Origin of the sequence: Agrobacterium sp. CNPSo 2736, from assembly GCF_004005385.1 — a bacterium.
Lineage (GTDB): Bacteria > Pseudomonadota > Alphaproteobacteria > Rhizobiales > Rhizobiaceae > Agrobacterium > Agrobacterium leguminum.
Genome location: NZ_RZTX01000001.1, coordinates 439,963 through 465,512, shown reverse-complemented (window position 1 = coordinate 465,512; position 25,550 = coordinate 439,963). Strand labels below are relative to the sequence as shown.

Annotated in this window: 22 protein-coding genes and 1 riboswitch; of the genes, 11 read left to right on the top strand and 11 right to left on the bottom strand. The window is 59.9% G+C overall.

The window, feature by feature from the left end:
• Window positions 1–50: 50 nt before the first annotated feature.
• Window positions 51–1,199 carry a glycosyltransferase family 4 protein gene (locus tag EM858_RS02135; protein WP_127755649.1) on the bottom strand — a complete coding sequence of 383 codons (1,149 nt, stop codon included), beginning with the start codon at window positions 1,197–1,199 and terminating at the stop codon, window positions 51–53.
• A gap of 413 nt (window positions 1,200–1,612) precedes the next feature.
• On the opposite strand from EM858_RS02135, the gene EM858_RS02130 reads away from it, so the two are divergent.
• The gene (locus tag EM858_RS02130) at window positions 1,613–2,950 is read left to right on the top strand and encodes an SGNH/GDSL hydrolase family protein (protein WP_164865271.1); all 1,338 of its coding nucleotides are present in this window, start codon (window positions 1,613–1,615) and stop codon (window positions 2,948–2,950) included.
• Between the two features lie 129 nt (window positions 2,951–3,079).
• Window positions 3,080–4,498, top strand: coding sequence for an O-antigen ligase family protein (locus tag EM858_RS27030; RefSeq protein ID WP_162936849.1), 1,419 nt, complete (start codon window positions 3,080–3,082; stop codon window positions 4,496–4,498).
• Between the two features lie 9 nt (window positions 4,499–4,507).
• Here EM858_RS27030 and greA read toward each other — a convergent pair whose 3' ends face one another.
• Window positions 4,508–4,990, bottom strand: a complete 483-nt coding sequence (gene greA / locus EM858_RS02120) for a transcription elongation factor GreA (RefSeq protein WP_127755647.1) — start codon at window positions 4,988–4,990, stop codon at window positions 4,508–4,510.
• A gap of 254 nt (window positions 4,991–5,244) precedes the next feature.
• On the opposite strand from greA, the gene EM858_RS02115 reads away from it, so the two are divergent.
• Entirely contained in the window at window positions 5,245–6,642 is a 1,398-nt protein-coding gene (locus EM858_RS02115) for a family 16 glycosylhydrolase (protein WP_127755646.1), read from the top strand.
• A gap of 77 nt (window positions 6,643–6,719) precedes the next feature.
• Here the strand turns inward: EM858_RS02115 and EM858_RS02110 are convergent, their stop codons facing one another.
• From EM858_RS02110 to EM858_RS02100, 3 genes are all read right to left on the bottom strand, one after another.
• The gene (locus tag EM858_RS02110; RefSeq protein WP_162936850.1) at window positions 6,720–7,634 is read right to left on the bottom strand and encodes a TIM barrel protein; all 915 of its coding nucleotides are present in this window, start codon (window positions 7,632–7,634) and stop codon (window positions 6,720–6,722) included.
• Between the two features lie 426 nt (window positions 7,635–8,060).
• The gene (locus tag EM858_RS02105) at window positions 8,061–8,369 is read right to left on the bottom strand and encodes a hypothetical protein (protein WP_236774886.1); all 309 of its coding nucleotides are present in this window, start codon (window positions 8,367–8,369) and stop codon (window positions 8,061–8,063) included.
• A gap of 161 nt (window positions 8,370–8,530) precedes the next feature.
• Window positions 8,531–9,022: a hypothetical protein gene (locus EM858_RS02100; protein WP_080819322.1), complete on the bottom strand. Its 492-nt coding sequence runs from the start codon at window positions 9,020–9,022 to the stop codon at window positions 8,531–8,533.
• Window positions 9,023–9,194: 172 nt separating this feature from the next.
• Between EM858_RS02100 and EM858_RS02095 the strand changes: the two genes are divergently transcribed.
• From EM858_RS02095 to EM858_RS02065, 7 genes are all read left to right on the top strand, one after another.
• Complete coding sequence (locus EM858_RS02095; protein ID WP_164865270.1) at window positions 9,195–11,147, top strand: BTAD domain-containing putative transcriptional regulator; 1,953 nt, start codon at window positions 9,195–9,197, stop codon at window positions 11,145–11,147.
• An 8-nt stretch (window positions 11,148–11,155) separates the two neighbouring features.
• Entirely contained in the window at window positions 11,156–11,584 is a 429-nt protein-coding gene (locus EM858_RS02090; protein ID WP_003520863.1) for a hypothetical protein, read from the top strand.
• 37 nt (window positions 11,585–11,621) lie between these two features.
• Window positions 11,622–12,821 carry a YcaO-like family protein gene (locus tag EM858_RS02085; RefSeq protein ID WP_127755897.1) on the top strand — a complete coding sequence of 400 codons (1,200 nt, stop codon included), beginning with the start codon at window positions 11,622–11,624 and terminating at the stop codon, window positions 12,819–12,821.
• On the top strand, window positions 12,818–13,531 hold the full coding sequence (locus EM858_RS02080; protein ID WP_127755643.1) for a TfuA-like protein: 714 nt from the start codon (window positions 12,818–12,820) through the stop codon (window positions 13,529–13,531). Before EM858_RS02085 ends, EM858_RS02080 begins: the two co-directional genes overlap by 4 nt.
• Window positions 13,528–14,673, top strand: coding sequence for a hypothetical protein (locus EM858_RS02075; RefSeq protein WP_127755642.1), 1,146 nt, complete (start codon window positions 13,528–13,530; stop codon window positions 14,671–14,673). The genes EM858_RS02080 and EM858_RS02075 overlap by 4 nt, the downstream gene beginning before the upstream one ends.
• 126 nt (window positions 14,674–14,799) lie before the next feature.
• Window positions 14,800–15,237 carry a helix-turn-helix transcriptional regulator gene (locus EM858_RS02070; RefSeq protein WP_003520859.1) on the top strand — a complete coding sequence of 146 codons (438 nt, stop codon included), beginning with the start codon at window positions 14,800–14,802 and terminating at the stop codon, window positions 15,235–15,237.
• A 94-nt stretch (window positions 15,238–15,331) separates the two neighbouring features.
• Window positions 15,332–15,568: a hypothetical protein gene (locus tag EM858_RS02065; RefSeq protein ID WP_003520858.1), complete on the top strand. Its 237-nt coding sequence runs from the start codon at window positions 15,332–15,334 to the stop codon at window positions 15,566–15,568.
• Window positions 15,569–15,758: 190 nt separating this feature from the next.
• Here EM858_RS02065 and metE read toward each other — a convergent pair whose 3' ends face one another.
• The 4 genes from metE to xylF all read right to left on the bottom strand — a co-directional run bounded on the left by metE (window position 15,759) and on the right by xylF (window position 21,879).
• On the bottom strand, window positions 15,759–18,107 hold the full coding sequence (gene metE / locus EM858_RS02060; protein ID WP_127755641.1) for a 5-methyltetrahydropteroyltriglutamate--homocysteine S-methyltransferase: 2,349 nt from the start codon (window positions 18,105–18,107) through the stop codon (window positions 15,759–15,761).
• A 99-nt stretch (window positions 18,108–18,206) separates the two neighbouring features.
• Window positions 18,207–18,419: riboswitch (cobalamin riboswitch) on the bottom strand.
• Window positions 18,420–18,480: 61 nt separating this feature from the next.
• A complete protein-coding gene (locus EM858_RS02055; protein ID WP_059753655.1) occupies window positions 18,481–19,263 on the bottom strand; it encodes an ATP-binding cassette domain-containing protein in 783 nt (260 codons plus the stop codon).
• Between the two features lie 18 nt (window positions 19,264–19,281).
• On the bottom strand, window positions 19,282–20,595 hold the full coding sequence (locus EM858_RS02050) for a sugar ABC transporter permease (RefSeq protein ID WP_127755640.1): 1,314 nt from the start codon (window positions 20,593–20,595) through the stop codon (window positions 19,282–19,284).
• A gap of 243 nt (window positions 20,596–20,838) precedes the next feature.
• Window positions 20,839–21,879 carry a D-xylose ABC transporter substrate-binding protein gene (gene xylF / locus EM858_RS02045; RefSeq protein ID WP_065657077.1) on the bottom strand — a complete coding sequence of 347 codons (1,041 nt, stop codon included), beginning with the start codon at window positions 21,877–21,879 and terminating at the stop codon, window positions 20,839–20,841.
• 243 nt (window positions 21,880–22,122) lie between these two features.
• Between xylF and EM858_RS02040 the strand changes: the two genes are divergently transcribed.
• Complete coding sequence (locus tag EM858_RS02040; RefSeq protein WP_164865269.1) at window positions 22,123–23,355, top strand: ROK family transcriptional regulator; 1,233 nt, start codon at window positions 22,123–22,125, stop codon at window positions 23,353–23,355.
• A 19-nt stretch (window positions 23,356–23,374) separates the two neighbouring features.
• On the opposite strand, the gene EM858_RS02035 is transcribed toward EM858_RS02040, so the two are convergent.
• Complete coding sequence (locus tag EM858_RS02035; RefSeq protein ID WP_127755638.1) at window positions 23,375–24,919, bottom strand: glycerol-3-phosphate dehydrogenase; 1,545 nt, start codon at window positions 24,917–24,919, stop codon at window positions 23,375–23,377.
• 214 nt (window positions 24,920–25,133) lie between these two features.
• Entirely contained in the window at window positions 25,134–25,550 is a 417-nt protein-coding gene (gene mce, locus EM858_RS02030) for a methylmalonyl-CoA epimerase (protein ID WP_127755637.1), read from the bottom strand.

The following is a 25,550-nucleotide window of genomic DNA, read 5'->3' as shown; positions in this document are numbered from 1 at the left end:
CCCTTCCGCCTGCCGGCATTGCCTGTTCCTGTCGATCGCCGGGAGAAACCTCACGCCGCCTCCGTCAGCAGCGCGGAAACGGAGCGGCAGGTTTCCTCCATCGAGAAACGCTGGCTCACATCTTCCCGCCCCTTTTGCGCCAGCCTTTCCGCCAGAGCCGGTTGCGACAGGACACAGCCGATTGCCGCCGCCAGCGCCGATGCATCCCCCGGCGGCACGAGACGGCCGGTTTCGCCGTCACGGATGATTTCGGTAACACCGCCGCCACGCGTGGCGACAACCGGACGCCCGCACATCATGGCCTCCACCACCACCCGGCCGAAGGGCTCGGCAACAATCGAAGTGTGAGCGACCACATCCATCGCCGCCATCAGTTCCGGCACATCCGGGCGGAAACCGAGGAAACGAACGCGACCGTCGAGACCGAGACGGGATGCCTGTTCGCGAATGCGCGCCTCATAGGCCTCCTGCCCGAAAAGCGCACCGCCGACGATGACCGCCTGCACGCCCTCCATCGCCGCAATCGCGTCCAGAAACACATGTTGTCCCTTCCATTCGCTCAGCCGGCCAAAAAGGCCGACAAGCGGTTGCGGACCAAGGCCCAGTTCCGCACGCAGCCGCGCGGCCTTACCGGGCTCGAAAACCCTTGCTTTCGCCGGGTCGAAGCCGTTGTAAACGATGCGAACCTTATCCGCCTCGCCGCCGGCCTCGATGAAAGCCCGGCCCGTCTCTTCGGAATTGACAGCAACCAGCCTGGCGAAAAGGCGCGCAAATGCCAGCGAAGCGCGGCGGTTGGTGGCGCTGAAAGCCGGATCGGTGACGATATCGTGTAAAATCCAGACGAGCGGCCGGCGGCTGAGCTTCGCGGCCAAGGCACAGACAAAAAGCGCCTTTTGCGAGTTGGCGCAGATTACATCATAGTGTCTCGCCTCCCGGCTCAATTGCCAGGCAACCGCCATCACGTCGGCCGCTCCGCGCAAGAGGGCGCCAAAGGACGCATCGCGGCGGATCGACAGCATTTTTTCTCCGGCGGACAGCATGACCGGAGCCCGCCCCGCATCAACGAGATCATCTGCGGCCGCACCACCGCTGAGAAAACAGGCACGCCAGGAGTGTGGGCCCGCCTTGACGAGGTCCGTCAGAAAAAGTTCGGCGCCGCCCTTCTCTCCGGTATGGCTGACGAAAAGAGCGGATGTCATGGTGTCTCTCCTGCCGGATGAGAGGGCCCACGATGCATCTGTCTGTGATTGCGGGCATGACCAGCCGGCCGACGGAAAGAACGAACCTGCCCTGAAGCGACAGGAATATCTTCACCGAAAGCTGCGTGGAAACGCGCGTCGCTAGATAAAAACACCAGCCTAAAAACCTTTATTCGCAACAAAATTCAAATACAACAATAATATTAGAAGAATATTCTATTTTCATACTTCGAGCCAGATCAGAGAAAAATTCCTGACGCTCGTTTTCATGTGCTGTTTTCTGTTTCGCTCCCGGCATTTTTTCCCCGGGCCTCGTGGCGGAACTATCCTGAGGCCAGACCAGGAGAACGAACGATGACACCATCGGAATACAACATATGCATATATACGGCGCGAACGGAAGAGGTGGCCGCATGATCGGCTTAACGCTCGGCATACGTCCCCGAAACATGGGTGACATGGGTTTTTTCCTGACAGCGTTCTCGCCCTTGCGGGCCCGTCTGGCGGCTGGCCAGGATGGCACGATCTTCGTGAACGGCGACAGCACCGCCCATGCCGAAGCCGGACCATTTCAGCAATTTGCGATGATGCTCGGCGATCTGCACGATACGACTGTCGTGTTATACCGCTGGGCGGAATGGGAGACGAGCGCCGCCACCGGGCCAAAAACCTATGCAGCGCCGGTTACGTTGCGCAGCGGCAAAGGAGCGACGCTGACGCTCTATCTTGCGACGCTGCCCGGCGGCATGGCAGGTTACATGCTTGCGGAGCAGCGCGCAGCGGCGCTGAAAATTCCCCGCCCCGATCTCTGCATCATGCATCATGGTCACAATATGCAGACCTTCGAAGCGCCCGGCGGCATTTTGAGCTCCGGACGATCCACCCTGCTCGGACCGCTGGGAATGACCGAATGGCAGTGGCCAAATGCTCCGCAACTCATCACCACGCAGAACCCGTGGCGGGATGGAACGGGTTACGACAAGGTCTATCAGGCAATCCTCGACCTGGCCCGAGCCCATCCGAACCTCACGCTGGTGGATACGCATGCCGTATTTCTGGCGAAGGGCAAGGACGCCGCCCTTTATCGGGACAATGTTCACCCGAACGAGACGGGCTCCCGGCTGGTTGCCCGGACCCTGTTCGATTCCTATCTGGGATCGGCACGCGATAACAGCTTCCAGACACCTTGCTGGCCAAAGCTGCCCGCCGCCAATCTCATCGGCAACGGCGATTTCACCGATTGGACTGGTTCCGTTCCGACGGGCTGGGGCATGACTTCACCAGGTTCCGCCACCAAAGCCACCGAAATCATCTTCTCCCCGTCCTTCGAAAGCAGCCTCGCCCTCTATCCAAATGGCAGCCAGATCGCCGGGCTTACGCGCTACCTCCGCAATGCAGAAGCGATAGCGATGATAGGCAGGACCGTTTCTTTCGCTGTACTTTACAAGAACAACGAGAAGCAGCGTCTGCCCTACATAACTCTGGTTACGAAAAGCGGCGGCTCAATCCGGACAATCGCTTGCTCCGCCCTGCAATTCGGAGGTGCCAACATCGCCGGCAATAGCGGCTGGATGTGGGCGGTCGCCAACGGGATCGCCATAGACCACGATATCAACCCGGCGGGGTATAATTTCTTTCTGCGAATCCTTCCGGCATTCGGCACCAGCGCGCCCACTTCGAATGAACCGGTTCACATTCAGCGCATCATCGCGGTCGAAGGGGATTTGCCGAAAGGCAATCTGATCTCATGACGAAACGATAAAATATCTTGCGCGGCGACGTCATCGAGCCCACTAATAGTCGCCATATTATATTGATTGCACGCGGTAGCGCTGTCCTGTGGACAGTCGAAATCCGCTCATAAAAGATAGAGACCGCGGATGAAAAGAAGAGCAAATCGTGCGGCATCGCGCCAACCTGCTATACCGGGTTTTGTTTTGGCTATGCCGCTTTACCCTTTAAAGACAATCAATATTCCCGGCATCTTTCTCGCGACATTCGTTTTCGCCATTGGTTTCTTCATTCAATGCAATGTAGCGACCAGCAATATTGGCCTGCGTTTCCTCAATATTACCGATATGCTGGTACTGATGACGTTGCCCGTCATCGCGCTGCTTTACATTCGCTGCCTGACGCCTTCGATCATCCTGTTTTATCTTCTGCCGCTAACGGTGCTGTTTGTCCTCACGGCGCTCTTTGCCGATGCGCGTGGCGATGGTGAGTTTTATACGACGGCGATGACCTATTTTTATGCGGTCTATTTTCTGTTCTTTGCCTATATGCTGTTCAAGGAAAACCTGCTCGAACTGTTCTGCTGGGGCATATTTGCGGGCTTCATAGCGGTGACGATCCTGCTTTTCCTGGACATCGTCATCCATGACCAGCTCGCCTCCCTCGGATTGTCCTTCATGTTCGATGAGGCGGGCGTGCTGGAGCTTGCGGCGAAAGGTGAGATAACCCCGCTACTTTTGCGTGTCGAAAAGGCAGGCGGCATCTGGCCCGTCGGCAACACGGCTGGACCGGCCTTCGCGCTGGCCGGAGCAGCAGTGGCCTATGTCGCCGAACGCCACAAGCGCCCCGCGCTGTTTGCCGTGTTTCTGCTCGTATATCTTGCCAGCTTTACCCTCACGCTTAACCGCTCGGGGGTGTTTGCCGTCCTTGCCATCGGACTCTATTTCTACGTCCGGAATTTTTCGGTCAAAATGCTGCTCAGCACCTATTTCGGTTTTGCCTTGTGCGCCCTCGCCATTGCCGCCGTTTTGCCGCTCGGCGCTTTCGACTTTGCGGAACAGGCCTTTTCGAAACGTTTTCTCGAGGACAGCAATAGCAGCAACAACTTGCATGAGCGGTGGGAGACGATCACAGGTGGCTTTCAGGTCATGTTCCAGCATCCTTTGGGCATAGGATTTACCGCGCGATATGAAGAACTTGCGCGGATATCGAGGATCGGCACGCCACATAATGGCTTCATGGCCACCGCCTATGCTTCCGGGTTGGGATTTTGCATCATGAGCGCCTTCGCGCTTTTTTATGCAATTTTCCGGAAACGGAAAATCGGCTTTTTCGCCTATTCGGCAATCGGCGTCATTATCGGCTATCAATTTGAAGAGCTGAATTTCAACCCCGTCTTCATGGCCCATGTGGGACTTGCGCTTGCCTATGCCGCCATTGATCTGGACTTCAGGCTTTTCCTGAAAAACACGATGATGCGGATGCTGGGCACGACAGACAATGCGCGCAACAGGGAAGAAGGAAGCCTCATCGGCAACAGGCCGGGTCTAAGTCCGCCTATGTTCTGACGGGACGCTTCAGGCGACATCGACGATCTCGATCTCCCTCCCGCCCAAACTGACGAGATCGCCCGCCGCTTTTCCCATCAGCACCCTTGCAACCGGGGAGACATAGGACATCGTTCCCGCAGCGGGATCGGCCTCATCTTCGCCGACGATCCGGAACCGTTGCGTTCGCCCGTCATCGCGGCTGAACGTCACCAGGCTGCCGAAAGCGACGACACCATCCGCTGGCGGATCAGGCATCAATTGCGCGGTGCGAACCCGCTCGGAGAAATATCGCAGATCGCGTAGCGGGCTGGCGGAAATGCGTCGTCTTTCATTGATGTCTTCAATGGCATTGGCCACCTCGCAGGCTTCGCGCGCCGCCCGCAACTGCTCTTCCAGCGCCTTCAGCCCGGACTGCGTTACCAGATTGGGATGAGGCGAGATTACCCGATCCGGCAGAACGGTTTCGGCTGCGGTTTCCGCACTGTCTTCCTTGGTAAAGGCTACACTCAATCCTGACACTCCATTCCCGATATGCCCCAATCCTGCCATCGCCCGCAGGGGCACGGCAAGACCGCGCCGCGCCGGTTCAAAAACGGACATGTAACAGGCGGAAGCGGGTCATGACAACGCGCCCGGTTCAACAGCTGAATGCAACCGCAACGGAACATACCCCTCATATTTCGGCCTAACAGGAGGCTTTTTGCCCTGTTAGGGTGTGCAGCAGGAGGAGTGAGACACCAACGCTAACGGACAGGAGACGGTTCATGGCCCGGACAGTAGTGAATGCGCTTGGAGACACACTCTATTACAGCGGCAGTTCCACGGGATTTTTCTCCGCCACGGGTTCCGGCCCGCTGCTCACCGGCACTGCAGGCAATGATTCCATGTGGGGCGACAGTTCCGTCAACGTGACCATGGCGGGCGGCACGGGCGACGATATTTATTATCTCTATTCGAGCATCAATCGCGCCGCCGAAAATGCCGGGGAAGGTATCGACACCATCGATACCTGGATGAGTTACACCCTGCCCGACAATTTCGAGAATTTGCGGGTAACGGGTGACGGGCGTTATGCCTTCGGCAATTCGCTCGACAATATCATCACCGGCGGATCGGGCAGCCAGACGATCGATGGCGGGGCCGGCAACGACGTGCTGATCGGCGGCGGCGGGGCCGACACCTTTGTTTTCACGAGCGGCAACGGCACCGATCTCATCACGGATTTCAGCGCCAATGACACGATCCGGCTCAATGGCTACGGCATCACATCTTTCGATCAGCTTGTCGGCAGCGCCACGCAGCAAGGCAGCGACCTGTGGCTCAATTTTTCGAATGGCGAGGCCATCGTTCTTGCTGGAACGACCATAGACGACCTTCAGGCCGACCAGTTCGAACTCAGCCTCGACCGATCGTCCCTTACCCAGACCTTTGCCGATGAATTCGATACGCTCTCGCTGCGCAGCGGCGATCAGGGCACCTGGGACGCCAAATATTGGTGGGCGCCGGAAAAGGGAAGCTCGCTGACGACGAATGGCGAAGCGCAATGGTATATCAACCCGGCCTATGCCGGCACATCGGAGGTCAACCCCTTCAGCGTCGGAAACGGCGTCCTCACCATTACCGCCGAGGAGACCCCGCAGTCGATTGCCGACGAGGTCGAAGGTTATGATTATACCTCGGGGATGCTGAACACCTATTCCTCCTTCAGCCAGACCTATGGCTATTTCGAAATCCGCGCCGATATGCCGACCGACCGGGGCGCCTGGCCTGCCTTCTGGCTCCTGCCCGAAGACGGCTCCTGGCCGCCTGAACTCGATGTCATCGAAATGCGCGGTCAGAACCCCAATACGCTCATCATGTCCGCCCACTCCAACGCCACCGGTGAACAGACCTCGGTCATCAACAATGTCAGCGTGCCGAGCACCGAAGGGTTTCACACTTACGGCCTGTTGTGGGATGCCGAGCACATAACCTGGTATTTCGACGATGTCGCCGTGGCGCAGACGGATACGCCTGACGATATGCATGACCCCATGTATATGGTCGTAAACCTTGCCGTCGGCGGCACGGCGGGAACACCATCGGACGCTGATTTCAGCGACGGCTCGCAGATGATGATCGATTACATCAGGGCCTATTCGCTCTCCGACTGGGCAGCATGAATTAAACACCGGCAGTCGCATCGAGACTGCCGGTGTTTCAAACATCAACCCGTCGGCTTACGCCTCGTTCAGGCCCATCACTCGGCCGCGAGCTGGGTGCGGGCGCTATTTAGCGAGATCAGATGCCGCGCCGTTTCGAGGCTTGCCGGCTGCTCGGCGCGATAACGGCGGCCGATTTCCATCATCAGCACGGTATCGGGCAGGAAGGAAAGTTCCGAGAAGATGTCCTGCCAGTCGATATCGCCCCAGCCGAGCGGCATGTGCAGATCGCCGATGCCGAGCGCCGTGTTTTCCTGAGGAAAATAGGGCTGATAGAAGCCCTGCGGGCGACCGAAGGAATCGTGCACATGCAGATGGCCGGCAACCGGCGCCATGGCGCGAAGCTCATCGCGGAAATCGAGGCCACGATAGGTGGATTCGAGATAGGCATGGCTGAAGTCGATCAGCGCAACGAGATTGTCGTGACCGACAGCCTTCACGGTCGCTGCCACTTCGGCCGGCGTCTGGCGATACTGGCCGGGTTCGGTGGAGAAGATATTCTCGAGGGCGATGCGCACGCCATAGGGCCGGCAGAACTCCGCCAGTTCGAAAAGCGCTTCCCGCTCGCGGCTGTCGGCATCGGCCCGTTCGGCGATCTGGTCGGCACGCAGGGCACCGCCATGCTGGACGAGGATGCCCGCGCCGATACGGTCGCATAGAACGGCGAGCGCCTTGGCCGCATCGATCTGGTAACGGCATGTCACAGGATCCATGAAATTCGAAGAGACGAGACCATGCACGGTGTAGCGGAAGTCGAACTGCTTTGCGAGCGACACGAAACGGTCGGCGCGCTCCTCGATGATCCGGCCGCCGGCGATCATGTCGAGGCTTGTTGCGGCGATTTCCACGGTATCGCAACCAATTTCGGCAAGCGCGCGCAGATCGTTTTCGAGGGTGGCCAGTTCGCCATCATCCGAGCCGGCGTTGAAGCCGGTACCTATAAGATTGCTCACTTCGTCATCTCCAGGGCTAGAAAGGTCATGGGAGTTCGGGCGCCGCACATGCGACGCCACTTCAAACAGGTCCGGGCGGTCGATATTGACGTCGTCTATCCCGGGCGATGCGATGTCGTAAGAAAGTCCGAGGTCGCCGCCGTTTTGGTAAAAAGCGACCGGGACATGGTGATCCGTTTCCGTTGAAACCGATCACTCAATTAAGTTTCTTCATTTACAGCTTTATGACATTTCCGCAGGCAAACAGCAGGGAGAACGGGCCTTCGCGGCTGGACAGGCGGCAGCATCGTGAAGAAATGCGCGGGAGGCTGTCGGAGGGTCAGGTTGCGGACGCTCGGGTCCGCTCAAACGGCGAAATGGCCGCAAATTGCGGCGATGGTTCTGCGCACCAGCGGGCTGAAACCGGATGTCTTCCGGCGGGAGCTGCTAGCCGAGATTGTGCACCATGAAATAAATCAGCCAGCAATGCGCGATGGCCAATATAGCCCAGGCCCATTTTGCGGCCCTGATATCGGCATCGACAACCCTGTTTCTAATCTCGGTCCTGCCCGACGCCTCTTTTCCGGCTCGATCATCGCCGACGGCGGATGTGGGCAATGTCTGGGAAACGGGCTCGCTGACAACGTAGAGCCTGTCGCTGCGCAGAAGCGGGCGCGGCTCGTCCTCAACGCTCTCCGCATCGGAAAGCGTATCGTCGCCGGAAAGGCAATCCACCGCCACAAGCTGCGATGACATCCCCCTGTTACGCACTTTACCTCTATTGGGCATCATAATGTTCCACACAATAAAAATAAAAATATCCCCGGGTGACTTCCGATAAAGCCGCGCTTTACCGGACATGCCGCAATACGCGCCTCCATGCCTTCCGCCCGTTGACCCAAAGGGCGCCCCCGCAATCAGGCTACCGGAACGCCCGGCAGACCACGCCTGCCCGCATAGGGTTTTGCCTCCCGCTGGATCAGGAAGACGGATTTTTCCACCGGCAGCGGCTCGATCGTCCGGTAGCGCTGAAACCGCCTGGAATATTCGAACCGGATGAGCCTGTCGTCGAACTTCCCCGCCAGAACGCGATAGCCGTTGACGAATTCATTCAGGATTTCCAGTTCTTCTCCCCACACCCAGCCGCCATAGGACGTTCCCTCATTCGAACGCAGCACGATCTCGAAAAAGTGCCCGCCCGCCACCAGCGGCATACGAAAGAGAATATCGAGATTATCCTCGTCCCCGTCGTCGCCCTTTTCCGCCGACAGCCTGGCATGCGCGACCTTCGCATGGACCAGCGCCGAGACCGGATAGAACGGACGGCCCTTGAACCACATGAATTCACTGACCGCATATCCGACATCGTCGGCACGCTGGTAAGGCTCGATACGCGGCTCGAAGGCCATGTAGCTTCCGTTAAACGCTATCACTGTCGAAAATTCCCGATGCCTGCCCGTCGCATGTCCGCTGTTTTCCACCCGTCATTCATGCTTCTGTCTGCGACAATAGGCAGGCCGCGTCACACCAGCGTCAAATGGAACGCTATGATGACTTTCAATTTCCCGGGCACGTTGTTAGATGATGATTCATGAGGGGACGAAAGTGGCTGGGAACGTTGAACTGATACCGATCCGGCTTTTTGGCACCCCGCGCTGTGATGCGGTGCGGGAGGCATTTTTTCCGTCCAAGGGCTTCGCCCTCACCGCCGCCCTCATCCTTGCGCCGAACCAGTCCCTTTCCCGCCAGCATGCCGCATCGCTGCTGTGGGAAAATGTCGAGCAGAAAAGAGCTCTCGGCAATTTGCGGCAGCTCATTCTCCGCCTGCAGAAACTGCCCAATGAGGACGATGCCATCCTTCTGACCGAAGGAAACGACCTGAAGGCCGGCAAGCTGGCGCAGCGCACCGACCTTGCCATCTTCCTTGCCGGCGCAAGGGCGGAAGACCCGATGCGGCGGCTCAATGCGCTGCTCGAATTCGGCGGCGAGTTGCTGGAGGGGCTGGAGGCCGGGCAGGACCATCTTTATCTCTGGCTGCTTTCGGAGCGCCGCCGTCTCAGGGACCTGTTCTTTTCGAGCTACACCCAGCTTCTGGAGGAATTGACGCGGTTCGGCCGCGCCAGCTCGAACGACATCGCCAGACTTGCCGAATGCGCCTGCAAGATCGAACCGGAGCGCGAAGAAACCTACCGCGCCGCCATGGCGGCCTATGCGCGGATCGGAAATATCAGCGCCTGCGAGGGCATGTACCAGCTTCTGATGGAGCAGCTTCGTCAGGAGGGGCGGTCGCCGGAAGCGGAAACCGTGGCGCTGAGGCGGAGAATACAAAGTCTGGCCGCCACGATAACGGCCCCCGCCGAGCCCGAAGAAGGCAGTCGCCGAAAATCGATGGCAAAACCGCGTGTCGCGTTCGTCCGCCCGGCACGGGTCGACGGGCAGCCGGTCTCGCCGGTCATGCACGCCTTCGTCGAGGATGTCGCCAACAGCCTTGTCCGATACCGAACCTTCATCGTCCTTTCGCCGCACAGCACCTTTGCGCTGGCGCATGACCGGGCCGATGACGGCTACGCCATGCTGCGGGCGGATTACCGCATCATTTCGACCGTGTTCGACGAAGCCCGCATGTCGGTTGCGCTGATCGAGGATGCAAGCGGTGAAATCGTCTGGTCACTGGAAGCGGTCCTGACTGAGCGGCATATCCACGCCGCCTTCCGGCTGCTCTCCAAACAGGTGGCGGCGGCGCTTGCCCGCGAAATCGAGCGGCTTCAGGTGGAGCCCGACCGCAACCATAGCGGCGAGGCCTACCGGCAATTGCTGGAAGGCCAGCAGCTTCTGCGCGGCAAGTGCGATCTGCCGCTTCTCAGAAGAGCCCGTTCGATGTTCCGCAAGGCGGTCGATCTCGACCACAGCATGGCGGTTGCCCGCGCCCGCGTGGCACAGAGCCTGCAGCTGGAATGGCTGATGCTGGGCGGCAACGACCCCCATCTCCTGCACCGCGCCAAGGCGGAGGCCGATTCGTCCGTCGAGATCGACCCCGCCCTCGGTGTGGGCCACTGGATGTGCGCGGTGGTGGCGCTCTACCAGCGGGACTTCGATATCTCCGCCGAAAAATTCTTCGAGGCGGAGGCGCTGGCGCCGAATTCGGCCGACCTCCTGCTCCAGCATGCCGATGCGCTCGCTCATTTCGGCGATGCGGAAATCGCCTGGGAAAAGTTTCAGCAGGCCATCGATCTCAATCCGCTGGCGCCGGACATCTACTGGTGGGCCGGCGCCAGCATCGCGTTCAAGCGCGAGGACTACGGCACGGCGGTGGAACTGTGCGGGCGGATGGAAAATGACGAGCCTGCGCTGCGCGTCCTTACCGCAAGCCACGCGCTGCATGGCGATCTGGCCTCCGCCCGGGAATCCGGCAACAGGCTTCAGGAAAACTATCCGGGTATGACGGCGAGGGAGATCAGCAGCCTGTCTCCAGACCGGGACCCGATAGCGAATGAAAAATTCTATCACGCACTTCGATTAGCTGGGATCAAATAGGAGATACTATGTCCTCGCATTTCTTCATTGTCGGAAAAAAGGGTTTCGGCGTTCTCTTCATTCGCACGGCGCCGCTCAGGGTTGCGTCCGTGTCGCATGAGACGATTGCCGCCTATGAAGCCAGCCATCCCGGCGTGGATGGTTATGCCCGCGTGGCGGCCGCCGCAAAGTCCATGCTCGTTCGCCAGAACGGCCAGCCGGAAGCGGAACTGGACCAGGTTCAGATCCAGGGCATCGAAGCCCTCGTCTCCGGCGGCGCCGTGGTTTCCGAAGCCGATTTCGCCTTTATCGGCGAAGTGAACGACGCCGGCTGGGATTTCAACCGCATGGTACAGGCGCCGATCGAAGCGGCCCTGAAGGCTGTCGGTCCGGCCGGCTCCGTCACCGGCGAGCTGTTCGACGCCATCCTTGCCGACGACAGCAACACGGCGCCCTGATCGCGGTCTCGCAGCCTTGACCGGCGCCGATGCTCCCATATCAGCGACAGCGGCTTCAAGGCATGTCGACGCTTCGTTCTTCGATCCCGGACTGCTTCGGCGGTTCGGGGTTACCCGTGTCGGCGACGTAACCGGCCTCGATATTATCGGCATTCCCGTCTGGTTCGCGGCCCGGCCCAATTCGCGCGGGCTGTCGGTCTCGCAGGGCAAGGGGCTTGTCGCGGAACAGGCCCGTCTATCGGCGATCATGGAGGCGATCGAAGGCGCGGTTGCCGAAGAAACCCGCAAACATATCGCCGCCTTCAGCTCCATTCAGGAGATGCGGGACAAGGGAACTCCTCTCATTCCCTTCGAAACCGTCGGCAGGGTCGATTGCGACGCGCTCGATCCACGAAAAGAACGTGCCTGGGTGAAGGGCACATCCATTCGCCGGCAGGGGCAGGTTTTTGCGCCTTACGAACTTGTCGGCATGGATTTCCGGGTGGATTTCCCATGGGACCGGCAGGCCTTCCGCATGAGTTCCCAGGGGCTCGCGGCGGGGTTCGACCATGACCATGCGGTCCTCCATGCCCTGCTCGAACTCATTGAAAACGATGCCTGCTTTCTCGTCGACACTTTCGAGACGCGCGCCATCGCACCGCGACCGATCCTCATTCCGGCGGGTGTCGATCCTTCCTTCGACCGTCTTGTTCAGCATCTGTCGGATATCGGCCTGCCGCCGTCCTTCTTCGACATGACGAATGGGCTTGGCGTGCCGGTGGTGATGGCGAGCCTGCCCCGGTCGCTTCAGGCGCAGGACGGGCCAGCTACCCGCAGCGCCGCGGGGGCTGCCTGCCGGCTTGATATCCATGGCGCAGCGATTGCAGCCTTGCTGGAGGCGATCCAGTCGCGGTTGACCGATATCAGCGGCGCGAGGGACGATCTTTCCCCTCTCCGCTATCAGCGGGATATGGTTGCGGCCGGGTCTTCGGCCTCCGGCGTGCAGCCGATGGAAAGGGTGCCCGCCAATCTCGATTTTATACATGACGCCGCGTCTTCGCCGCCATGGCGTCAGCTTGCGACGCACCTGTTCGCCGGCGGCATCGAGGATATCTATGTCTTTCCGCTGGAAACGGAGGTATCCGGCCTGCATGTGGTGCGGGTTCTGGCAAGCGGCCTTGCCCCGGCCGGCGGCGGCCTGCAACATATCTCGCAGCGCACCCTCGATCACCTGCTGACCGTCGGAGGTCTCGGATGAAGCCGGTGGTTTTTTCAGGCCCGTCCATCCACGGCATCGCAGGCGAACATATATCCGGTCTGGATCTTCGCGGTCCGGCCGCCTGCGGCGATATTTTCGATGCGGTTCGGCAAGGCGTCGGAACAATCGGGCTGATCGACGGACTTTACGGCGATTGCGCCGCCGTCTGGCACAAGGAAATCCTGTTTGCACTGGCGAGCGGCGTCGCCGTTTTCGGCGCCGCCAGCATGGGCGCGCTCCGGGCGGCGGAATGCGCCTCCTTCGGCATGATCGGCATCGGCGAGATTTTCGAGGCCTATCGCGACGGGCAACGTTTTTCCGATGCCGATGTGGCGGTGAGCCATGCACCCGGCGCGCTCGATTACCGCCCGCTGACAATCGCGCTGGTCGATGCCGAGGCGACGCTTGCCGCCTGTCGCGATACGGTCACTCCGAAGGAATATGACGCGCTCACCCGCGCTGCCAACAATCTGCATTTTACCCGCAGGACATGGCGCGCCATCGCCGCGGAAGCGGGCCTCGGCTCGCAGACGGCGAATCTGCTCAGGGCCAATGCGATTTCCGTCAAAAGAAACGATGCGATGAGGCTTCTGGCAATGCTTACGGGCGAAACGTTGCCATCCCCACCGCCGCCATCATGGAAACTTCAGAATACGATGTTTTTCCAGCAATTGGCCGCAAGGCGGGCGGCAGGGGACAAAACGTCTTGAGCGCCATCCGGCCACTGCCTCTGACGCCCGATTGCGGCGGGCTGATCCGCACGATTGCGCTCGCATTGCCCACCTCTTTTTTTGCGGAAAACAGGGCCGCTGACACTGTTTCACCGCTCGTTCCAATCGGAAATCTGCTCTCGGCCCTGCCTGCGGATATCACCGCCGTTATCCTGATCGATCGAGCCAGTCTCGGGTCAGCACGAGACTGGCTCGGCAGCCTGCCAGCCTCCTGCAGCACCGAGCTGATGCCCCTTGCGGGAAACGACAGCGTTTCGCATCCATGGATACAGGACATGTTCCATGTGCGTGCGGTTGATCCCGCGACAGAATTCGTCCTGGTGGCGGAGAAGGCCATAGGCGTCAGCCTGGCCGAATATCTGGGAGCGGCAACCACGCATTCGGATGTCGCCTTGGCAGGGGGCAACCAGCTTGTCGGCCCGGATTTTCGGCTGGTGGGCCAGTCCAGCCTGAATGATGACAGGGGGATCGGAAGGGATGCGGCCATCCCTTCGCAGCGGTGGCGAAAGATTCAGGCTCTCGACGGCAGAAGCATCTTCAGTTTCGGATACCGGCCGGAAGATCTCGGCAAAGTCCCGGCCTCTGCCGATTTTTCAGCAACGGAAACTTGCGGAGCGGAAATTGCCGGCAAAAAAATGCACCAATGCGGCTTCCACGTTGACCAGTTCGTTTCCGTCACCGGTCTGAGAGGCGGCGGCCGGCCGCTATTGCTCGTTGCCGACCCCGTCGCGCATGGCGGATGCAACGCCCGCGCCGCAACCGAGCTGAAACGAAAACTGGACGCCTCGGCACTTTGGCTCGCGCGGCAGGGCTTTGCGGTCGAACGAAATCCCATCCCGCTTTCGCCGACAATCGACACCAATAAATGCCTGCCCAGACTTTACAACAATGTCCTTCTTGAAAATGTCATACGTTCCGGTCAGAAACGGCCATTCGTCTGGATTCCGCATTTCGGCGATACCGAGTCGCTTGAGGAATTCGATGCAATGAACCGAAAAATTTGGGACAGAATCGGCTTTCAGACCATCGGCGTGGCCGGATGGAGCCATCTTTCCAGCCGCAACGGGGCGTTGCGTTGTGCAACAAAAATAATAAATCGCGGCCCGGACACGCGATTATGAACGAAAAATCGTGCAATTTCGTCAATAAAGCGTCATAATACCCGTGGAAATTGTGTTGAATGTATACCTTCAACAATATTAATTGATAATCATCGGATTTAAGAACCTCAACCGGAGGAATTTGTAATGCACGCCAAACTACCCAGCCCGATCGACGTCCATGTCGGCGCACAAATCAGAATGCGCCGCAAGTCGCTCGGCATGAGCCAGAGTGCGCTGGCCGGGCGATTGGGCATCACCTTCCAGCAGGTCCAGAAGTATGAAAAGGGCGCCAATCGTGTCGGCGCGTCCCGTCTGCAGGCCATTGCGTCGATTCTCGGCGTTGAGGTCAGCTCCCTGTTCGCCAATGCCACGCCCGATGGCGACCCGGCCAATCCGGCCCTTGGCACGATCAATGCCATGCAGACCTTCGTGGCTTCGAATGAGGGCTTTTCGCTCAACCAGGCCTTTTCGCGCATCAAGAGCGCCGCCGTGCGCAGAAGCATCGTCGCTCTCGTGACATCGCTCGCCGCCACTGAAGCGGCGGAAAATGCCGCCGCGCCGGCGGACAAAAACGACGATTGACGCAGGTGTGACGCTCGCGTGACGCTCGATGTGGTCGAAAATGAACAACGCAACATTATCGCGTTTTCATACTGTCGACTGTCGAGAGGGAATCATGGCGGCGTCTAACACAGCTATACTTGAACAGGACAATGCAGACGAGATTCTGGCGCTCGGGCGGATGGTTTCCTATCTTTGCCAGCGCTCGAAATCTCTGGAACTGGGCATGTCGACCTATTTCCTGGAGATGGCATTGTTGTCGCTGGCCCAGGACATCAATCAGCAGGGTCTGCCGCCGGTAAGCGCAGAGCTGAATGTCGGCGCCTTTGCACAGGCCGCCGACCTGCATTGAGCGCTTTCGCGACGGCGTAAATCCGCCGGGATTGAGCGTTTCCACACCGATCTCCAGTCGCAAGCCCGGAAACGTTCATCTGCCTGTCCGGCTGGCTCCATCCTCCCGGAGAGGCATTCATATGCCCTCCCCCACATTTTCCCGGCGGAAGCCATGATGGAGGCCCGGTTTTGCCGGGCCTCCATTCATATCAAAGCACCGCGCGGCGGAGCTCGGCAGCGGCAGCGACCATGTTGACCAGGGCCGGCCTGACCTCTTCCCATTTCCGCGTCTTCAGGCCGCAATCCGGATTGATCCAGAGCTGCCGGTCGTCAAGCCGCTCTCGCGCCAGTGCCAGAAGATCGACCATTTCACCAACCGCCGGCACGCGCGGCGAGTGGATGTCGTAAACGCCGGGACCGATCTGGTTCGGGTATTTGTAGGTCCGAAACGCATCCAGCAGTTCCATCTTCGAACGCGAGGTCTCGATGGAGATCACGTCGGCGTCCATTGCAGCAATGGCATCGATGATCTGGTTGAATTCGGAATAGCACATATGGGTGTGAACCTGTGTGCGGTCGCCCACGCCGCTGGAGCAAATGCGGAAGCACTCCACCGCCCAGCCGAGATAATCCTGCCAGTCCCTGTGCCGAAGCGGCAGTCCTTCACGAAGAGCTGCCTCATCGATCTGGATCATCTGCGCACCGGCCGCTTCGAGATCGTTGACTTCGTCACGGATGGCAAGCGCGATCTGGCGGCATGTCAGGCTTCTGGCGATATCGTCGCGGACGAAGGACCAGTTGAGGATCGTCACCGGCCCGGTCAGCATGCCCTTGACGGGTTTGTCGGTGAGCGACTGGGAATATTCCCACCACCGAACCGTCATCGCTTTCGGGCGCGACACATCGCCGAAGATGATGGGTGGACGCACGTAACGCGAACCGTAACTCTGCACCCAGGCATGCTGGGTGAAAGCGAAACCGGAAAGCTGTTCACCGAAATATTGCACCATGTCATTGCGCTCGAACTCGCCATGCACAAGAACGTCGAGACCGATTTCCTCCTGCCAGCGAATGGTCGCTTCGGTTTCCTTCTGCAGGAATTTTTCATATTGCGCATCGGTCAGAGCGCCCTTCGCATGCGCCGATCTGGCCTTGCGCACCTCCGGCGTCTGCGGGAAGGAGCCGATGGTCGTCGTCGGGAAAAGCGGCAGCGCAATGGCCTGCGATTGCACTTTCTGCCGCTCGGCAAACGGGCTCACCCGCTTCCTGTCGGCCTCGCCAATCGTCGCAATACGCTTCTGCACGGCGGCGTCCGTTACCTTCGGCGAGGATGCACGCGCGGCAACGGCCTTAGAGGCAGCCTCCAGTTCCGCCGCGATAGCAGCCGTGCCCTCACCGAGAGCCCTGCCAAGCGTGGCAAGTTCGCCGAGCTTCTGGGTGGCGAAAGAAAGCCAGCTTTTCAGATCGGCATCGAGGCCGGTTTCCAGTTCGAGATCGACCGGGACATGCAGCAGCGAGCAGGACGGCGCAATCTGAAACGCCGCCGCACCGCGTGCCGCGATCACCGTTTCCAATCGGGCAATGATTGCAGCGAGATCAGCGCGCCAGATGTTGCGGCCGTCGATGACGCCCAGCGACAGGACGCGATTTTCCGGCAACGCCTTCAACACCGTCTCCAGTGCATCGGGCGCTCGCACCAGATCGATATGAAGGCCCGCGACCGGAAGCAGTGCGACGGCTTCGAGATTGTCCTCAAGCCCACCGAAATAGGTGGCGAGCAGGATTTTCAGATCCGGCGCGGCCTTCGACAAAGCCCGATAGGCCACAGCCAGCGCGTGACGCTCCCCTTCGGAAAGGTCCAGCACGGCGACCGGCTCGTCGATCTGCACCCAGTCAGCACCGGCCGCGCTCAGGCGACGCAGCAGCTCTTCATAGACGGGCAGCAGTCTCGCCAGCAGATCGAGAGGCTTGAAGGCTGCCTCGCGCGCCTTGGCGAGCTTCAGGAACGTGACCGGGCCGAGAATGACCGGACGCGTGTGAATGCCGAGCGCCTTCGCCTCAAGGAAGTGGTCGACCGGCTTTTGCGAGGTGAGCACGAAATGCTGATCCTCTGAAACCTCCGGCACCATGTAGTGATAGTTGGTGTCGAACCATTTGGTCATTTCCAGCGCCGGAACGCCCTGACCATGATGAGAATGTCCTTCATGCCCATGGCCGCAGCCTGCGTGCCCTTCGCTCTGGCTGCCGCGCGCCATGGCGAAATAGGTGGAGAGGGAAACATCTCCACCCGCCCATCCATAGAGGGATGGAATGGCGCCCACCATCACGGCCGTATCGAGGACATGATCGTAAAGGGAGAAATCGTTGGAAGGGATATGGATAATCCCCTTCTCACGCTGAAGCGCCCAGTTTTCGGCGCGCAGCCGGGCGGCGGTTTCGAGCAGTTCCGTCTCGGAAATCTTGCCGGACCAGAAGCCTTCAAGCGCGAACTTCAGTTCGCGATGGCGTCCGATCCTCGGAAAACCGAGCGATGCGACTGAAATGATTTTGTCTGGCATTGTCATACCCCATTTGGTTGTGGGGGCATGGGTAAAGCGGACGCGTGCAGGCCCGGCCTGTGCCGGACCATTGCAGCAACCACCGGGACACCCCGCCCGTGGACGTTATTTTGTCCTGGCAGGTCTCCTGGCTTACGGGTCGTCGCCTTTGTCCGTCTTCCCGGAGTTTACCCCAGTGACGTGTTGGACAAAGGCTCGCCGCTTACAGTTGCGGGGGCAGCTCCGGTCTTGCCGATCGTCGGCGCACCGGATTCCCTCTTAGCTCCGGGATCGAACAAACAAGCCCGGAGAACCATGACACCCGCATTTCTCACCACGGGCGTCACGATGTCAATAGACATAAAGAAATCTTTATATCTTTATTTCACTAAGTTCAGAGCGCGACCGCACCCGGCCCCGGCACCGCACCGGCCGGCACCTTGCCCAGAATGATCATGCCAAGCACCTCGTCCTTGGTGACATCCTGCGTGCGGGCATGGCCCACCACCTTGCCGTTTTTCATCACGAAGACCCTGTCGGCCAGATCGAAGACATCGTGAATATCGTGGCTGATGAGGAAGATGCCAATGCCCTGCCGTTTCAGCTCCTTGACGAGATCGCCCACCTGCGCCGTTTCCTGCGGCCCGAGTGCTGCCGTCGGCTCGTCCATGATGAGGATGCGGGCATCGAACAGAATGGCGCGGGCGATGGCGACGGACTGCCGCTGGCCGCCGGACAGTGCCTTCACCGGTTCCTTGAACCGCCGGAAATTGGGGTTGAGACGCCCCATCACCTCGCGAGCCGAGGCTTCCATGGCGACATCGTCAAGCGTGCCCCATTTCGTCTTCAGCTCGCGGCCGAGATAAAGATTGGCCGCCGCATCGACATTATCGGCCACGGCCAGTGTCTGGTAGATGGTCTCGATGCCGTATTTCTTGGCATCGCGGGGATTGCGGATATCGGCATCCTCGCCATTGATGAGAATATCGCCACCATCGCGCCGGTAAGCGCCGGAGAGGATCTTGATAAGGGTCGATTTGCCCGCGCCGTTGTGGCCGAGAAGGGCGACCACCTCACCGGGGAAAAGATCGACAGAGGCGTTTTCCACCGCATGGATACCGCCGAAGGAAATGGAAATATTGCGCATTTCCACGAGGGGCGTGACTTGGTCCGTCATAGGAGTTCTCCTCGGTTCTTACTTGGCGCGGGCGCGGTAGATGGTGTCGAGCCAGACGGCGACGACCAGAACCACACCGACGACGATGCGCTGGAAGGGCGTATCGATGCCCACCAGCACCATGCCGGATTGCAGCGACTGCATGACGAGCGCGCCAAGCATCGCGCCCGCTATGGTTCCGACACCGCCGGCAAGCGAGGTGCCGCCGATGACGGCCGCCGCGATGGTGTAAAGCTCGTCCAGCTCGCCCTGGGCGTTGGTGGCCGCGTTGAGGCGGGCGGTCGAGATGGCCGCGGCGATGGCGCACAGAACGCCCATCAGCGTGAAGATTTTTACCGTGACCCAGCGGGTCTTGATGCCGGCGAGTTCCGCCGCTTCCGGATTGCCGCCGATGGCGAAGACATAACGCCCGAAACGCAGCCTTGTGGCGATAAAGGTCATCACCGCACCGACGGCAAGCGCCATCAGCACCGGAATGGCGATGCCGTGCGAAATGAACAGACCGCCCTCAGGCCAGGCGATACCATTGGCATCGGCATAGTTGCGGGCGATGTTGACCGGCCATGGGTAGCTGTTGACCACCGCCACGAAACCGATGACGACAAGGCAGCCGAGCGCGGCCAGAAAATACTCCGCCCAGACGGGCCGCAACGGAAAGCCGAAACGGCGGCGCTGGTGGCGGGAATTCAGGATGGCCGCAATGATGGCGACGCAGGCGATGACGGCGGCGATCCAGCTCCATGTCGCGCCGATCGAGCCGCTGGTGCCGCCGCCCATCAGACGGAAGGTGGAATCCATCGGCGCCACGGTGCGACCGCTGGTGATGAACCAGGTGCCGCCGCGCCAGACGAGCAGACCGCCAAGCGTGACGATGAAGGACGGCACGTTCAGGAAGGCGATGATGGAGCCCTGCAACATGCCGATGGCGCCACCGACGAGAATGCCGACCATAAGCGTGACGATCCATGTCGCCCAATGTTCGAAGCCGAGGATCTGCGGCAGGATTTCCGCCTGCATGACACCCATGATCATGCCGGAAAAACCGAGGATTGACCCGACCGAAAGGTCGATATTGCGGGTGACGATGACGAGCACCATGCCAGTCGCCATGACGGCCACGGACGCGGTCTGCACGGAAAGGTTCCAGAGGTTTCGCGGCGTCAGGAACAGCCCGCCGGACAGGATATGAAATCCGATCCAGATCAGAAGAAGCGCGCCGACCATGCCGAGCAGTCTGGTATCCAGCTCGGTGGCGTTGATAAAGCGCGTTATCGAGCCTGCTTTTTCCGTCTTTTGCGACGTTGTGGAATTGGATTGGGTCATATCGGCCATGAACTGCCGGTGCTCCTTACATCTTGGAGCGCTTTCGCTTTTCCCTGAATCGCGAAAACGCTCCGACGCTTTGTTCTGGCACATTTCCGGACGGAAAACCGGGCTCCACTTTTCCTGGAAATGCTCTGACTCTTTGTTTTGCGCATTTCCGAACGGAAAACCGGGGCCCACTTTTCCTGGAAATGCTCTAAAAGGCGCCGCGCCATGAACCATGGCGCAGCGCCCGAACCGGGACCTATTCGATCAATCGCAGGCTTTGACCGTTTTAGCCTTCACGCCCTGGCAGGCTGTTTCCTTCTTGATCCAGCCGGCGTCGATGACGACGTTCAGATTGTCCTTCGTGATGGCGATAGGCTTGAGGAAGACCGACTGCATCTTCACTTTTTTCGGACCGCCTTCAAAGGTGGAGACACCCTTGATCTCGGTCATCTTCTTGCCGCCGGCCAGTTCCAGCGCGATACCGGCCGCTTCCTTGCCGAGTTCACGGCTGTCCTTCCAGACCGACACCGTCTGCGTGCCGAGCGCAACGCGGTTCAGCGCCGCGAAATCCGCATCCTGACCGGAAACGGGAACCGAACCCGCCATGCCCTGCGCGGCGAGAGCGGCGATTGCACCGCCGGCCGTGCCGTCATTCGAGGCGACGACCGCATCGACCTTGTTGTTATTCTTGGTCAGGAACTGTTCCATGTTCTTCTGGGCATTTTCCGGCTTCCAGCCATCCGTATAGGCTTCGCCGACATTCTTGATCTTGCCGCCGTCAATGGCCGCCTTCAGCACTTCCTGCTGGCCGGCGAACAGGAAGTCCGCATTCGGGTCGGAAGAAGAGCCCTTGATGAAGACGTAATTGCCTTCGGGCTTCACCTTGAAGACTTCGGCAGCCTGCAGACGGCCGACTTCCTTGTTGTCGAAGGTGATGTAGAAGGCGTTCTGGTTTTCGATCAGACGGTCATAACCCACGACCGGAATGCCCTCGGCAACGGCCTTTTCAACGGCCGGGCCAATCGCGTCGCTGTCCTGCGCCAGAATGATCAGCGCGTTGGCGCCCTGCGAGATCAGCGATTCCACGTCGGTCAGCTGCTTTGCGGCGGATGATTGCGCATCGGCGGAGATGTATTTCGCGCCGGCCTTGTCGAGCGCCGCCTTGATGGCTGCCTCATCCGTTTTCCAGCGTTCTTCCTGGAAATTCGACCAGGAAACGCCGACGACGAGATCGGCCGCGATAGCGGCGGTATGCAGGGAAACGAGTACGGCTGTACCCGCCAAAAGCTTGGCAAAAGAATTCATGATGTCCTCCCGGTAAGGGCGAAGCCCCACACCTCCATGCAGGAAAAACGCCCGGAAAAAGCTGCCGGTCCCTGTGGTTTCACAATTTTCTCGACAGTCGAGAAAATTAATGTCAGAGATTCCCCATGCTGTCAACAACGGCTGCGGGCAGCATCCGGGTGCCTTGATCTTCGCTCTGGCATGCGCCATCAGAGTGGATCAGCACGACAGGAAAAAGGCCGTTCAGGGAGCATGCCCCAGCCCATGTCCGCCATTGCAAGTACGGAACTGGTGCGCCAGAAAAACAGCCTGTCGGTGATGGCGGCCCTGCGCCTGCATGGCAGCCTTTCCCATACCGACATGTCGTCTTTCACCGGGCTTGCCTCCGCAACAGTCTCCGCCATCACCACCGAGCTTGAGCGGGCCGGGCTCATTCTGCGGAAAGAGCAGCTCGCCACTGCCGGCCGCGGCCGGCCACGCATTCTCTTCGGCCCGCGCGGCGCTTTCTGCCATGTCGCCATCGTCATCATCTCTTCCGACAGCGTGCAATATTCGCTGGTCGATTATTCCGGCAAGCTGGTGGACCGCTTCACCGAACAGAGGATTGCGGCTGAAAAAGGCACATTCGGCGGCGCGATCCTCGCCGGCCTTGCAAGACTTGCCGATCGCTCGCGCATCGACCGGCACGATATCCTCCAGGTCTCGATCAGCAGCAAGGGGCTGGTGGATGCGGCAGCTGCAACGCTTGTCTGGTCGCCGGTTCTCGGTGACGAAAGGATCGATTTCCAGCGGCTGGTTTCCGGGGACGGCCGCATTCGCGTGACGCTGAATAACGAGACGCTGCTGGCCGCAAAAGCCATCTGGATGCGGGAGCAGGCAAAAGAAAACCCGGCGCCGGAGGCCCTCGTCACCCTGTCGCTCGGCCACAGCATCGGCCTTGGCATCGCCCGCTCGACGGGCGGCGCAATCGATGTCAGCGCTCCCAATTTCGGCCATATGCTGCATCTGGCCGACGGCGCACTGTGCCGTTGCGGCACCAAAGGCTGCATCGAGGCCTATTCCGGGTTTTACGCCATACTGCGCTCTGCTTTCGAAGCCCCGCCGCAGGCGGAACCGGCGAAATTCGTACCGATCGCCGAGGTGGACAAGATCGCCGCCTCGGCCCGCACCGGCGCCCGCATGGCCCGGTTCGCCTTCCGCACCGCCGGACTTGCGCTCGGCAACGGCCTTTCACGCCTCTTCAGCCTGCATGGCCATATGCCGGTCTTCATCACTGGCCCCGGCACGCGCTATTTCGATCTTCTGGAAAGCGGCCTGCGCGACGGTCTGGCGCAATCGCAAGCGGTGCGTTTCGGCGGCATGCCGAAAATCGCCATAGCGCCCAGCGAGCCGGAACTGGTGTTCGAAGGGCATATGGAACACGCCCTTTCAGCCGCCGACGACTATATCCTGAGCGCTGACGGCCCGGAGAGGCCGGCGAAGAGTTCCGGGAGCTGACGGGGCAACCGGCGGATTTTCAGGCCCGCTCCGCCACGGCTTCGGCCTTTTCCTTGCCGCCCATCAGCACAGCCACGAAGTCATCGAGACCGGCGGCCTCGTCCTTGTTCAGGCGCAGGCCCTGTTTCGTGCGCCGCCAGAGAATGTCCTCGGCCGCGCAGGCCCATTCGTGGTCAACCAGCCAGCGCACCTCGCATTCATAAAGCGTGCCGCCGAAATGCCGGCCGAGGCCGGAGACATCGGTGGCGCTGCCCAACAGTTCCGCCGCCTTGGTGCCGTAGTTTCTGACAAGCCGCTCGGCATGGCGTCCGTCAAGGAAGGGATAACGGGAGACGAGCGCCCGCACCTGCGTCTCATATCTCTCAGCGCCGAAATCGCCACCCGGCAGGTGGGAACCCGCCGTCCACGGCTTGCCCTTTTCGCCAATCGCCGCACCGATCTTTTCCAGCGCATGTTCGGCGAGCCGCCGATAGGTGGTGAGCTTGCCGCCGAAAATATTGAGGAGCGGAGCTTTCCCCTCGTCCTCTTCAACCTTCAGCACATAATCGCGTGTCGCCTCCTGCGCTTTGGAAGCACCGTCATCAAAAAGCGGCCGCACGCCGGAATAGGTCCAGACGATATCTTCCGGCCGGACCGGTTCGCTGAAATAGTCGCTGGCCGCGTTGCAGAGATAGGAAATCTCCTCCTCGGAGATGCGAACACTGGCCGGATCACCCTTGTAATCGCGGTCCGTGGTGCCGATCAGCGTGAAATCGCGCTCATAGGGAATGGCGAAGATGATGCGGTTATCCGGGTTCTGGAAGAAATAGGCGCGCGGGTCGGAAAACTTCCTGCGCACGATGATATGGCTGCCCTGCACGAGCCGGACATTGTGCACGTCGTTGCGGCCAAAGACGCCGGAAAGCACCTTGTCCACCCATGGGCCGGCGGCATTCACCAGCATGCGTGCTTTATGTGTCTCCGCACGTCCAGTTTTTTCGTCCAGCGTCTCGATGAGCCACAACCCGCCTTCGCGCCGTGCGGAAACGACCCGTGTGCGGTTCATGATCGTCGCGCCGCGATTGGCCGCGTCGCGCGCGTTGAGGACCACGAAACGGGCATCATCCACCCAGCCGTCGGAATATTCGAAAGCCCTTGCAAAAGCCGGCTTCAGCGGCTTGCCCGCCGGGTCCCTGCGAAGATCGAGCGTGCGGGTCGCCGGCAGAAGCTTGCGGCCGCCGAGATTGTCATAAAGAAACAGGCCGAGCCGCACCATCCAGGCCGGGCGCACGCCGCCTTTCTGAATGGGCAGAACGAAACGCATGGGCCAGATGACATGCGGGGCCATGGCCCAGAGAATTTCCCGCTCCATCAGCGCTTCGCGCACCAGACGAAACTCGTAATGTTCGAGATAGCGCAGGCCACCATGGATGAGCTTGGTGGCGGCGGAAGAGGTGCCGGAAGCGAAATCGCCCTTTTCCGCAAGCGCCACGGAATAGCCCCTGCCCACGGCATCGCGGGCAATGCCGCAGCCATTGATGCCGCCGCCGATGACAAAAAGATCGAAAATGTTTTCGCCGGACATGAAGCCTCCGCGACAATGCAGGGGAGGAACCCCTTATGGAAAGACAATTATATAAAAACGAAAACAAAACGAATGTCAAAAGAAAATAAACGAACCATGCAAACGCAAGTGAAAGCGCCGCCGTGAGCGGTGCTTCACAACGTCAGCCTCTTGGAGCATTTCCGGACGGAAAACCGGTCCACTTTTCCTGGAAATGCTCTAGGAGATTTATGTTTCAGCCGTATGTCTGAGAAACTTGCTCAAGCTCATAGAGCACGCCGCCCATATCCTTCGGATGCAGGAAAAGAACGGGATTGCCATGCGCGCCGATCTTCGGCTCGCCATCACCCAGAATTCGAACGCCTTTTTTGACGAGATCGTCGCGCGCCGCGACAATGTCAGGCACTTCGAAGCAGAGATGGTGCGTGCCGCCGCCCGGATTTCTCTCGAGAAAAGCGGCAATCGGCGAATTTTCGCCGAGCGGATAAAGAAGTTCGATCTTGGTGTTGTCAGCCTGAATGAACACAACCGTCACGCCGTGTTCGGGTAGCGATTTCGGTTCCGAGACATCTGCGCCCAGCGCCCTGTAACGGGCAATGGCGGTATTAAGATCGGGCACCGCGATGGCGACGTGATTCAGTCTTCCGAACAT

Excerpts from the sequence above, each read along its gene's own strand:
- EM858_RS02135 (WP_127755649.1), bottom strand. The coding sequence starts at position 1,199 with ATGACATCCGCTCTTTTCGTCAGCCATACCGGAGAGAAGGGCGGCGCC.
- EM858_RS02130 (WP_164865271.1), top strand. The coding sequence starts at position 1,613 with ATGATCGGCTTAACGCTCGGCATACGTCCCCGAAACATGGGTGACATG.
- EM858_RS27030 (WP_162936849.1), top strand. The coding sequence starts at position 3,080 with ATGAAAAGAAGAGCAAATCGTGCGGCATCGCGCCAACCTGCTATACCG.
- EM858_RS02115 (WP_127755646.1), top strand. The coding sequence starts at position 5,245 with ATGGCCCGGACAGTAGTGAATGCGCTTGGAGACACACTCTATTACAGC.
- EM858_RS02105 (WP_236774886.1), bottom strand. The coding sequence starts at position 8,369 with ATGTCATCGCAGCTTGTGGCGGTGGATTGCCTTTCCGGCGACGATACG.
- EM858_RS02100 (WP_080819322.1), bottom strand. The coding sequence starts at position 9,022 with ATGGCCTTCGAGCCGCGTATCGAGCCTTACCAGCGTGCCGACGATGTC.
- EM858_RS02095 (WP_164865270.1), top strand. The coding sequence starts at position 9,195 with ATGATGATTCATGAGGGGACGAAAGTGGCTGGGAACGTTGAACTGATA.
- EM858_RS02090 (WP_003520863.1), top strand. The coding sequence starts at position 11,156 with ATGTCCTCGCATTTCTTCATTGTCGGAAAAAAGGGTTTCGGCGTTCTC.
- EM858_RS02080 (WP_127755643.1), top strand. The coding sequence starts at position 12,818 with ATGAAGCCGGTGGTTTTTTCAGGCCCGTCCATCCACGGCATCGCAGGC.
- EM858_RS02070 (WP_003520859.1), top strand. The coding sequence starts at position 14,800 with ATGCACGCCAAACTACCCAGCCCGATCGACGTCCATGTCGGCGCACAA.
- EM858_RS02065 (WP_003520858.1), top strand. The coding sequence starts at position 15,332 with ATGGCGGCGTCTAACACAGCTATACTTGAACAGGACAATGCAGACGAG.
- metE (WP_127755641.1), bottom strand. The coding sequence starts at position 18,107 with ATGCCAGACAAAATCATTTCAGTCGCATCGCTCGGTTTTCCGAGGATC.
- EM858_RS02055 (WP_059753655.1), bottom strand. The coding sequence starts at position 19,263 with ATGACGGACCAAGTCACGCCCCTCGTGGAAATGCGCAATATTTCCATT.
- EM858_RS02050 (WP_127755640.1), bottom strand. The coding sequence starts at position 20,595 with ATGGCCGATATGACCCAATCCAATTCCACAACGTCGCAAAAGACGGAA.
- xylF (WP_065657077.1), bottom strand. The coding sequence starts at position 21,879 with ATGAATTCTTTTGCCAAGCTTTTGGCGGGTACAGCCGTACTCGTTTCC.
- EM858_RS02040 (WP_164865269.1), top strand. The coding sequence starts at position 22,123 with ATGTCCGCCATTGCAAGTACGGAACTGGTGCGCCAGAAAAACAGCCTG.
- EM858_RS02035 (WP_127755638.1), bottom strand. The coding sequence starts at position 24,919 with ATGTCCGGCGAAAACATTTTCGATCTTTTTGTCATCGGCGGCGGCATC.
- mce (WP_127755637.1), bottom strand. The coding sequence starts at position 25,550 with ATGTTCGGAAGACTGAATCACGTCGCCATCGCGGTGCCCGATCTTAAT.